We start from the raw sequence: 11,117 nt of genomic DNA on the forward strand, positions 1-11,117 counted from the left end.
CCCTAATTTACTCCTTATTGATAATATGAAAATCTCTTTTCAAAGGTCTTAAATATTTTTGTCAATATACCTACTAAAACTAGGTAAAACAAACCTACTACAATAAGGGGGACTAGTGAAGCATCTCTATTTGAAGCAATCTTTCCTGCTCTTAATAGCTCTCCTAATCCAACTACATAAACTAATGATGTATCCTTTACTAAAGTAATTACTTCATTTGCAACAGGTGCTAAGGTTCTTTTTATTGCCTGAGGGAATATTATCCAAATGAATGCTTTCATAGGTGTAAATCCTAGAGCTTGAGCTGCTTCATGCTGCCCTATATCTATAGATTCTATACCACCCCTGTATATTTCTCCAAAATATGCTCCATAGTTTAATATAAAAGCTATCAATGCAGCTGGAAGTCTATCTAATATTATACCTATAAAAGGAAGGCCGAAAAATATAAATATTAACTGTAACAGCAAGGGTGTTCCTCTCATAACCCAAATATATAGCTCCATTGCTCTACTTAAAGGCTTTATCTTTGATAGCCTACATAATGCAACAATAATGCCTAATACAATAGAGAATATTAAGGTTATTGAAAACACTTCTAAAGTAACTACTGTTCCTTGAAGCATTGTATACATTAAAGTAATGATATATTTCATTTCGGCCTCCTCCTTTAACTATAATTTACTTAAACCATTTATTAAATATTTCTTCATAGGTTCCATCTTGTTTCATATCATCTAAAGCCTTATCAACCTGCTTGACTAATTCTTTATCTCCTTTTCTCATACCTATTCCATATTCTTCTTTCCCAAAATTTTCCTCAATAACCTTGTATTTATCATAGCCTCTTTGTTTAATGTAGTATCTAGCTAATACTTCGTCTCCAACAAATGCATCTACTCTGCCAGCCTCTAAATCCATTAGGGCTTCGTTGTTAGTATCGAATACTACTGGTTCACCCCCCTTAAATGAGCTAACTATAGTAGGCTCTTTATTCATAGCATCTACAGCACTTGAACCGTTTTGCGCTGCAACATTTTTATCCTTTAAATCATTTTTAGTAATTATATCTGAATTAGATAGTGTTACGATTATTTGTTTGTTTTCTAAATAAGGCTTAGAAAATGCTACTTTTTCTTTTCTTTCATCATTTATTGAATATCCATTCCATATTAAATCAATATTACCAGCCTTAAGCTCAGATTCTTTCATAGTCCAATCTATAGGTTGAAACCTGACCTCTAGTCCTATTCTCTTAAATACCTCTTTAGCTAAGTCCACATCAAAGCCTACTATCTCTCCCTTTTCATCCTTAAAGCCCATAGGTGCAAATGTATCATCTAATCCCATTACTATATAGCCTTTTTCTTTAATTTTTGAAAAGCTATCTTCATTATTTGAGGTATTAGAGGAACAGCCGGTAATAGCAAGAAATCCAATGATTAATAAACTAAATAATACTACTAGCCTCATACGAATTTTTTTCATGATAATATTCATCTCCTTATTTTTTGTTTTTTATTTACTTATTATTTATACAATTTGCAGTGCTACAAATTAATAAATAAAAAACTCTCGTCATCTAGAAAATACTAGAGGACGAGAGTTTTACTCACGTGGTTCCACCTCAGTTCATTGGTACCTTACGATACCAACCTCTTCGAGTACAACAACTCCTTGTTATACTCTAGCACTATAACGGGTGCAGGGATTCCGAAAACATTCTACTGCCTTAAAGGGTTCGATGCATAGCTTAGAGATGTGTTCAAAATACCTTTAATATCCTCTCTCACCACCCGAGGACTCTCTGAAAAAAAGTGTATTTTTACTATTTCTCTTCATTGCTTTTATTATTTTTGTTTGTACTTTATTATGATAAAGCATTAAAGCATTTTTGTCAATAATAAAATATAAAAAAATTACCCCATATTACTATGGAATAATTTCTATAACAATTATCTATAAATAGTTGTACCTGTTTCACCTGAAATGGCTTTTTTTGCATTTTCAAGAGAAGAAATAACAGCTGTTCTACCTTCTTTTGATTGTACAAAATCAATTGCAGCCTCTACCTTTGGTAGCATACTTCCTGGTGCAAAATGTCCTTCGTCAATATATTTTAGTGCTTCTCCTACTGTAATTCTGTCTAAGTTTACTTGATTTGGTTTACCAAAGTTAATTGCGATTTTTTCTACTGCAGTTAGTATAAATAGGGTATCGCAATCTAATAGCTCCGCTAATTTTTGACTAGCTAAGTCTTTATCTATAACTGCTGGAATACCTATTAGAGCATTGCCTTTTCTTACTGTAGGGATTCCTCCACCTCCTACAGCAATTACAATATGACCACTGTTTACAATGTCATTGATAACATCTTTCTCCACTATATCTACTGGTTTAGGGGAAGGAACTACTCTTCTATATCCTCTTCCAGAGTCTTCAACCATTGTATATCCTTTTTTGATTACTAGCTCATCTGCTTCCTCTTTACTAAAAAATCCACCTATTGGCTTAGAAGGCTTCTTAAATGCCTCATCATTTTCATCTACAATAACCTGTGTTACTACAGAAACAACTGATTTGTTAATATTTCTATTCTTTAATTCAAATGCTATGGCATTTTGAAGATGATATCCTATATAGCCTTGACTCATTGCTCCACACTCGGGAAAAGGCATTTCAGGAATTCTATTATCTACACTTGCTGCAGTTTCTAAAGCAGAATTAATCATTCCAACCTGTGGTCCATTTCCATGGGCTAGTACAACGATGTGTCCTGCTTCAATTAAATCCACAATAGGCTTGGCCGTTTCTTTTACTAATTCTAATTGTTCTTTTGGGCTGTTGCCTAATGCGTTTCCTCCTAATGCTATCATTACTTTACTCACAATCATCACTCCTCTTCAAATTCCTATACATTTCTAATATGGCATCTTATATAAAATTTAACCAATGGTGAATATGTTATTCTTTATTTTCTTACATTAACTATCTAAAGAAATCTTTGAAGTCATTAAATGACTCCAAAGATCTCTTTATTATAAAATAAGGGTTAGTTTATTTTGCATACTTTTCAACTAATGCTTCTAATGCTTTTGTAAAGCATCCAAGTGGAGCTCTAACTGTACCTGCACCAACTTGGCCAACGCCAGCCTTTTTATGTGCAATTCCTGTATTTATAAGAGGTGTTATCCCTGTTTCAACAACTTTTCTCACATCAATTCCAAGACAAGCTCCTTTAAAATCCCATGTTGGAATAGACCAGTTTGGATTGTGATCCATACAAATTTCCTTCATTTCATCACTAATGTTTTGAGCTGCATCAAATCCACCTGCACCTACAAATCTAGTTACTCCAGGAGCAGCAATCATTGCCATACCACCAACACCAAGAGCCTCTGTAATAGCACTGTCTCCTATATCAGGGTTAGCATCTTCTTGAGAATATCCAGTAAAGAATAAACCTTCTGGAGTATTAACAGGTGCAGTAAACCATTGATCTCCCATTCCTGATACTCTTATACCAAATTCATTACCATTTCTAGTCATGGCAGTTACAATTGTTCCTTCTTGTATTGTTCTTGCTGAGTCCATTACTGCTTTAGAAAGAGCCATTGCAATATTTAGGAAGAACTGATCTGTATCAGCAAGGAATTTTGTTACTGCTAACAAGTCTTCTTTACTAATATCTGTTTGTACAAGATATGGAGTTATATCTTTCATAAATATTGCAGAAGCTGCGATATTTCTTTGGTGGAATTCATCACCCATAGTTATTGCTTTTGCTATTATTACATTTAGGTTCATACCACCATCAGTTAGTTTTAGTGCTTTAGACAAAGATGGTCCTAAAACATCTTTCATCCAATGAAGTCTATTAACAACTTCTTCGTTATATGCTCCAAATCTTAATACTTTACCTATACCTTCATTCATTGTACAGTAAGCTCTATTTCCACCATCTTTATTCTCAACAACTAAAACAGCCATGTTACCTGATGTTATTCCACCCATTGGACCAACTGCATCTACATGATGACAAGGAATAAACTCAATTTCTCCATTTGAGAGTAATTTATGTGCTTCTTCTTCATTAGTTGCCCATCCTTCAAATATAGCCGCTCCATAGCAAGAACCTTTCATTGGCTCAGTCATTTGCTCCCATTTTATTGGAGGACCAGCGTGAAGTAATACTTTCCCATTTAATTCTTTAATTACGCTTTTTGCAGGCACTACATCAACTAGATATGGCTGTGCAGATACAATTTTATCAATAACCGCTTGGTTTGCTTCGTTTAAACTATTATATTTCATTGTTTATTCCTCCTATAAAGAATTTAGTAGATCTAATAGACCTTGTGTTTTTTTATCTCCACCTGCAATAGGTGACCAATTATATTGAACAACTTGTCCACCATGACTTAATACAGTATTTGCAAAGTTTTCAAGTCCTATGTTTATAACCTTAAGATCAGTATTTAACAACCCATTTTTATTTATTTCTGAAACTGTAGTTTTATCTTCTGTTTGAAGGTACTTTAATGCTTCTATTGCTGTATAAGTAGCTTCAGCATTCGTATCTAAAACAAGTACCCCTGCTTCTTTTAATTCAGTAACTTGTGAACTGTATACTTGTTTATCTTCTTCAGTACCACATACAGAAGCTATAAATAATATGTCTTGTCCTTTTGAATTTTTATATTCTATGACCTTCTTAATTTCAGGCGCCAACGCTCCTGCCATATCATCATTTGAGCCATAGCCTAACACATTATCAAATAGTACAATAGCTACATCTTCTTTTTCGATTAGTTTATTTAATATATCAATTCTTGTGCTAGGATCTATCATTGGATGAGGTCTTCCTTTTGTATACCTATCATCACCAAAATCAATAATTTCATGGCCCTCATAATTAAGCATATAACCTTCAGGATTTTTACTGTCCTTAATGTTAAAGTAATCCTTAAGCAATATAGATGCCTCTCCTGCTAAAGTTCCTCCACCATAGTATCCGTGAATTTTTCTTTGATTTTGATTACTTTTTATAGTATCTAATTTTTCTAAGATACCTTGAAGATTTTTTCTATAGTTTCCTGAAGTTTTAGAAATCATTAGAGCTTGATAGCCAGCTTCTTCTAATGTCCAAACATATATTATGTTATCTTCAGAATTTTCAGGCTTTTCACCTAAAAATAATGCTACTACTTTTTTATCTAAGGTTTTGAAAGTCTCAATTACCTTATCTTTTACTGATGGTGCTGGTGGCTTAGATATGAATACTATAACATCAGTATTGTCATCTTCATTTAACATCTTAAGGGCATCAATAGCAGAAATTCCTCCTATTTCTTCTGATAAATCTCTTCCACCAATTCCTATTGCATGTGAAATTCCTCCACCATTTCTACCAATTATGGATGTTACCTCTTGAATACCAGTTCCTGATGCACCTACTATACCAATATTTCCTTTTTGTACTATATTGGCAAAAGCTAGAGGTATACTAGATATTATTCCAGTACCACAATCTGGTCCCATTACTATTAATCCTTTATTATGAGCCTTTTCTTTCAATTTTTTCTCTTCTTCTATAGATACATTATCACTAAATATAAAGGTGTTTATGTTTTTATCTAACAAGCGATCAGCCTCTTTAAAAACATATTCTCCTGGTAAAGATATTAAGGCTAAATTTGCATCAGGTAAATTATTCAATGCTCCATCTAAGGTTCTAGATGTTGTTAGTTTCTTATCCTTTGACTTTGAAGATAAATCCTTTATGAAATTATCTAACTCATTTGATACATTACTGACTAGACTTTCATTATCAGTGTCAACTGCTATACAGATATCATTAGGGGTTGCATCTTCAAATTCTGCTACATCCATTCCTGTATTTTGAAATATTTCTTTGTTTGCAGGTGTTCCCATCATTATAGAAACTTTGTTGATTCCATCTAATTTTGAAAGCTTACTACTAAGAAGCATTAAATTTACTGAGTCTTGATAGGTATTTTTCTTAATTAATCCATAAATCATCTCATCACTCCTAACAAATAAATAGTACCTATATTTCTATGTTTATTCAGATAAAGTAATATATAATTAAATGTCTAATTTTAAATCTCCAGGTTTTATCCAACCTAATTTTCTGAAAATCTCAGAGATAATCCAAGTTAATATTGCAGGGGCTATGAAACAGAATACTATAATTTTTAACCAAATCTCTCCTGCTGGATAACCTGCTTGAGTCATAGCTGCTAAAGCTCCAAGTGGTGCAACTAAACCAGATGTTCCTGTACCAGCTGCAGCTGATATACTTTCCATTTTAAAAATTGTAGTTACAAATGGTCCAAGTATCATTGATGTAATTGTTGGCGGGACCATTAGTAAAGGATTTTTAACTATATTTCCTATTTGAACCATTGGGGAGCCTAATGACTGAGCTATTAAACCTGAGAATCCATTTTCTCTGTAGCTTTGGATACCAAAACCTATAGTATGAGCACATCCACCTACAACAGCTGCCCCAGATGCTACTCCAGATATACCAATCATTATTGCAATAGCAGTACTACTAATAGGTAGTGTTAAAGCTATACCCATCAATGCTGCAACTAACATTCCCATTGGTATTGGTTGTAATTCAGTTGCTTTCATTGATTTACGTTGTTTAAAATCTATTTAGAATTTACAATTAGTTATAGTGTATCCTATTTTTTTGTTATGTTACTATCCATTGTTTATCTATGAAAGGTGGTATTTTTATGAATTTACCTATAAACTTATTTTATTGGTTTCTAGCTATAATACCAATTTTACTTCTTCTATTTATTAATGGTGAAATTTCAATGGGGAGCATCAAAAGCTGCACCTGTGACACTTGTTTTGACTACTGTAATAAGTGTGCTGTTTTTTAAAGCTAATACTATAGTTATTGTAATTGAGATTTTGAAGGCACTATGGAGTTCATTAAGTATTATATTAGTAATTTTAACAGCTATATTACTATACGAGGTTAGTAGTGAGGCTAAATCTTTTAGTGTTTTAAACAAAGCTTTTGAGAAACTTGCTCCTAATGAATTGTTACGAATCATGGGAATTGGGATAGCGTTTGCAAGTTTTTTGCAAGGTGTAACTGGATTTGGAGTGCCAGTTTTAGTAACAGCGCCCTTACTTATCGGCATAGGAGTATCTCCGATATGGGCAGTTGTTATTCCTTTAATAGGTCATAGTTGGGCTGGAACTTTTGGAACCTTAGCTCTGGCTTGGCATTCTATGATTATGCAAACAGGAATATCTGATGTAAGTACTATAAGCACTATTGCAATATATACAAGTGGTTTATTATTTATTTTAAACATTATTTCTTGTACAACTATTGCATATTTTTACGGTGGATTTAAGGCTATCAGGAAGGGATTCTTAGCAATTGTTCTTATATCATTGACTCAAGGTGTTGGCCAAATCCTTTTCTCACAAATCAATGCTGATCTTGCTGTCTTTGTTCCTAGCTCTATTTCGTTAATTGTCATAATGTTGCTTTCTAAAAGCCCATTATACAAGGACAATTGGCAGATCTTTGATAGTAAAATAATGATAAGAAAAGAAAAATCAATAGAGTCTTCTAAGGAAGATCGAATGAGTGTTAATGATGCTTTTATGCCTTATTATTTAATGACATCTATAACATTGATTGTATTACTTATTACACCAATTAATCAATTCCTTAGCAGATTTAGCTATGGTCCAAGCTTTATACAAACTGCAACAGCCTTTGGTGTTGTAAACAATGCGGTTACCAAGTTTTCACCTATAAAACCATTTACTCATGCTAGTATGTTCCTTTTTGTTTCTGCAGTATTAGGATATTTTTATTACTTAAGTAAAGGTCTTATTAAGAAGGGATCTTTTCAAAATGTATTAAAGAGGACTATAAAAAAAGCACTTCCTTCGGGATTTGCCATAATTTCTTTAATTACTATGTCTAGGATAATGTCAGGAACAGGACAAACTGAGGTTTTAGCACAGGGTGTTTCAAACGTACTAGGTAGATATTATGTCCTTATTTCTCCATTTATAGGTCTACTTGGCTCATTTATAACTGGAAGTAATATGTCATCTAATATTTTATTTAGTATATTTCAAATGAAAACTTCTCAGATAATAGGGTTAAATACCTCTGCAATTCTAGGTGCCCAATCTGCTGGTGGTGGAATAGGAACCTCTATAGCACCAGGAAACGTAGTATTAGGAACAACTACTGCTGGCATCTTAGGCTCTGAAGGAAAGGTTTTAAAAAAGATTATTCCTTTTGCTTTATCTGTTGCTTTTATATTTGGTTTGTTGTTATTTATATATCATTTTATACTCATATGATGAAAGGGACCTGCTCTATAAGAGCTGGGTCCCTTTCTTTCCTAATGTAGCAGCATATACTACAAATTGGTTTTCTCCATCTAAGCCAAGCAATTCATTTATTTTGTCATCATCAAATGCACCAATGGCACAAGCTCCACCATCTATAGATACTGCTGTCAAATAAAGATTTTGACATACATGTCCTGCATCTAGATGAATATATCTATATCCTCTCTCACCATATCTCCATGTTACTCTGTAAATATCTGCAGCCCATATAAAGGTTACAGCACTATTCTTAACAAACACCTGATCACGACAAGCAAAGGTTACTTTATCTGCTATTTCTGGCTCTAAGTTGACTGCAATAAGTTTATGGGAAAGTGCTATGTATCTGTATAGACCTGGTTTTATTCCCTCTACTCTATTTATTAGAAGAAAAGTTTCAAATACATGTCTAGCACCTGCGGAAGGAACATTTCTAAGGGTAGCTGGTCTAGATACAATTTGCTTTACACCCTGAGTACACCACAATAAATAAGAAAGCTCTTCAATAGTTAGTGGAGTATCAGCATATTTTCTCAAGGTTCTTCGAGTTTCTATGGCTGTTCTTAAATCCATATTCTTAATATTTAGATTCTCAGCAGATGGCAAATCAATTAGCTCCGCTTCTTTGTCATAATCTAGCTCAAAGGGAGGTTGGGGTAGTCCCTTGTTTTGATCAGACTCATCTAAATACTTGTATTTAGTTTTTTCCATAAATTCTTTTCCTATTTCTTTAATCATTTTCAATCCCCCTAAAATTTTATTTTAAAATACATGCAAAATTGCTTTTATTAGTATTCTATACTAATTCTACAATATTTCTGATAATTTTTCACTATTTGTAGTCTATTTACCATGAACAAAGTTTCCTTATATATTACTATCTGAAAAATATATCCTTATTTATTCTATTAATAGCACCAAATACATATTTTTGTATATTATATTATCAGAAGTAAGGAGGTGAAGCCTTGAATAGCCATCTAAAATCATTATGTAACAATCTAAACATTGAGCTTATATATACTGATAACAAGTATACGGTTTTATCAAATGGAAGTAAAAACAGTATTCCTGTTATAAGAGCTAATAAAGTATTTAGAAACTGTCCTCGCAATGTAGCAGAAGCCATTATCGAATACTATTTCTTCCTCGATAACGAAAATCTAAACCTTGTAGAAGAATATTTAGAACAAAAAAATATTTTAAGCTATAAAATTAAAGTTCCTATTCAATTATCTTATCCCATAGAAAGTAAAGCTATTACAAAAAAATCAAATAAGACAATAGCAGAGTCCGAAATAGAAGCAAATATATCCCATATTATCTTAAAAGACTTTAAAGGTAATAAATCTTATGTAAAGCCAAACGAGGCAATTAAGCCGTTAACGGATAACATTTATGAATTAGATGTAACTGTTGACTACATTGATACATAGTATATTGAAGGGAGGTGTTTTAATGGGTTGGAAACTTAAAAGAATTGAGCTGTCTGGAAAATAGAAGCTAAAGCCAAATGAAGAAAGAGATATGGTGATCTGCTTAGAAGAAGAAAATAGAGCAGCAATACACGGAGTTGTAAAATTTCCTGATGGCTGTCCTGTAAAGGATGCAGTAGTTAAGCTATTTGAAAAAGAAAGTAAATGTAAGCTAAAACCTATAACCTTTGCATTTACTGATGAGTGTGGACAATTTTTATTTGGAGTAGATTCTTGTAAAGATTATGTTATAAAAGTATTCTTCTATCATCCTGAGCATATGCCACCATCACCGCCACCACATTGTAAAAAGGATGATAATGACTGTGACTATAAGGAATATTCTTAAGTCTAAAAGCCTAAACAGAGATTTTCTAGTCTCTGTTTAGGCTTTACTTAGTAAGCTAATGAATTTTTCAACATCTGTTGTAGGCTCGTTGCAAGAAAAATTTTCACATACATATACAGTTGCTTTATTATCTATCATTTGCTGATTTTGAGTAAAAGAAGCTATTTTATATAGTTTCTCCTCTCATTCATTAAGAATAATAGATGCAAAGGGTAAAAAGTGTTTGATATACATTGTGCATACAATCCTCTTTTGCATAACTCACTTGCAACTGCATATTCCCCTGCTAAGGATAATGTGTTTTTAGAAATTCCCATTTATATCCCTCCAAAGTGTTAAGCAGACACAAATAATCAGGCCACCGTGATAGTAATACTAGCTTTAATTTGTAGATTGATTAAATTGTAGCATATCTTCACTAGAAGCATCAATATAAAAGCAACAACCCCATCCCCATGCTTTTCCCTAATTAATTAAATCACATCTTCTTAACATAAACATAATATAATACTATACAACTATGAAAGGAAGGAGTAAAATGTATAATATCTCCTATTTAGCCCCCTAACCGTTTTGGACAATCACACACGATTATAGTAAAATATAATCAACAGGAGGTTGCCAGAATGAGAAGCAAAAATACAAGATATCCAGAAGAATTTAAACGTCAAATTGTTAAAGAAGTAGAGGAAGTTGGTAATGCAACTTTAGTAGCAAGAAAGCATGATATTGTCCCAGGCACGGTTACAAGATGGGTTAGAGAATCAAAGGAAGCTAACAAAACGAATAATCCTCTTAATATAGATTATAGCACTAATTCCTCCTTAGATAAGGAGAATGAGCAACTAAAGAAGCTATTAGGCGAAAAGGATCTTGAAATA

Annotated in this window: 11 protein-coding genes, 1 pseudogene and 1 other annotated feature; of the genes and pseudogenes, 4 read left to right on the top strand and 8 right to left on the bottom strand. The window is 32.8% G+C overall.

Features of this window, described 5'->3' with window-relative positions:
* Positions 1–14 precede the first annotated feature (14 nt).
* The 6 genes from BLV37_RS03925 to BLV37_RS03950 form a co-directional block, all read right to left on the bottom strand.
* Positions 15–656 (bottom strand): amino acid ABC transporter permease, encoded by a 642-nt coding sequence (locus BLV37_RS03925; RefSeq protein WP_091727567.1) that lies wholly within the window; start codon positions 654–656, stop codon positions 15–17.
* A gap of 25 nt (positions 657–681) precedes the next feature.
* Positions 682–1,488 carry an amino acid ABC transporter substrate-binding protein gene (locus BLV37_RS03930; protein WP_091727570.1) on the bottom strand — a complete coding sequence of 269 codons (807 nt, stop codon included), beginning with the start codon at positions 1,486–1,488 and terminating at the stop codon, positions 682–684.
* Between the two features lie 104 nt (positions 1,489–1,592).
* Positions 1,593–1,851 (bottom strand) — a binding site (T-box leader).
* Between the two features lie 104 nt (positions 1,852–1,955).
* A complete protein-coding gene (gene arcC, locus BLV37_RS03935) occupies positions 1,956–2,894 on the bottom strand; it encodes a carbamate kinase (protein ID WP_342026589.1) in 939 nt (312 codons plus the stop codon).
* A 163-nt stretch (positions 2,895–3,057) separates the two neighbouring features.
* Positions 3,058–4,314, bottom strand: a complete 1,257-nt coding sequence (locus BLV37_RS15270; RefSeq protein WP_091727575.1) for a YlbE family protein — start codon at positions 4,312–4,314, stop codon at positions 3,058–3,060.
* 12 nt (positions 4,315–4,326) lie between these two features.
* Complete coding sequence (gene fdrA / locus BLV37_RS15275; protein WP_091727578.1) at positions 4,327–6,042, bottom strand: acyl-CoA synthetase FdrA; 1,716 nt, start codon at positions 6,040–6,042, stop codon at positions 4,327–4,329.
* A gap of 66 nt (positions 6,043–6,108) precedes the next feature.
* Complete coding sequence (locus BLV37_RS03950; protein ID WP_091727581.1) at positions 6,109–6,663, bottom strand: PTS sugar transporter subunit IIC; 555 nt, start codon at positions 6,661–6,663, stop codon at positions 6,109–6,111.
* 174 nt (positions 6,664–6,837) lie between these two features.
* Here BLV37_RS03950 and BLV37_RS03955 point away from each other — a divergent pair.
* Positions 6,838–8,382 (top strand): annotated as a pseudogene (locus tag BLV37_RS03955) (L-lactate permease); the annotation flags it as partial.
* A gap of 15 nt (positions 8,383–8,397) precedes the next feature.
* On the opposite strand, the gene BLV37_RS03960 reads toward BLV37_RS03955, so the two are convergent.
* A complete protein-coding gene (locus BLV37_RS03960; RefSeq protein ID WP_091727586.1) occupies positions 8,398–9,150 on the bottom strand; it encodes a SagB/ThcOx family dehydrogenase in 753 nt (250 codons plus the stop codon).
* 230 nt (positions 9,151–9,380) lie between these two features.
* Here BLV37_RS03960 and BLV37_RS03965 point away from each other — a divergent pair, with 230 nt between their 5' ends.
* Positions 9,381–9,848 (top strand): hypothetical protein, encoded by a 468-nt coding sequence (locus BLV37_RS03965; RefSeq protein WP_091727589.1) that lies wholly within the window; start codon positions 9,381–9,383, stop codon positions 9,846–9,848.
* A gap of 91 nt (positions 9,849–9,939) precedes the next feature.
* Positions 9,940–10,236 carry a hypothetical protein gene (locus BLV37_RS03970; protein WP_091727592.1) on the top strand — a complete coding sequence of 99 codons (297 nt, stop codon included), beginning with the start codon at positions 9,940–9,942 and terminating at the stop codon, positions 10,234–10,236.
* Positions 10,237–10,397: 161 nt separating this feature from the next.
* Here BLV37_RS03970 and BLV37_RS14965 read toward each other — a convergent pair whose 3' ends face one another.
* A complete protein-coding gene (locus BLV37_RS14965) occupies positions 10,398–10,553 on the bottom strand; it encodes a hypothetical protein (protein WP_176967861.1) in 156 nt (51 codons plus the stop codon).
* Positions 10,554–10,862: 309 nt separating this feature from the next.
* On the opposite strand from BLV37_RS14965, the gene BLV37_RS03975 reads away from it, so the two are divergent.
* Positions 10,863–11,117, top strand: a 255-nt coding sequence (locus BLV37_RS03975; protein ID WP_091727595.1) for a transposase, incomplete at its 3' end; no start/stop codon positions are given.

This window comes from Proteiniborus ethanoligenes, assembly GCF_900107485.1.
GTDB classification, from domain to species: Bacteria; Bacillota; Clostridia; order Tissierellales; family Proteiniboraceae; genus Proteiniborus; species Proteiniborus ethanoligenes.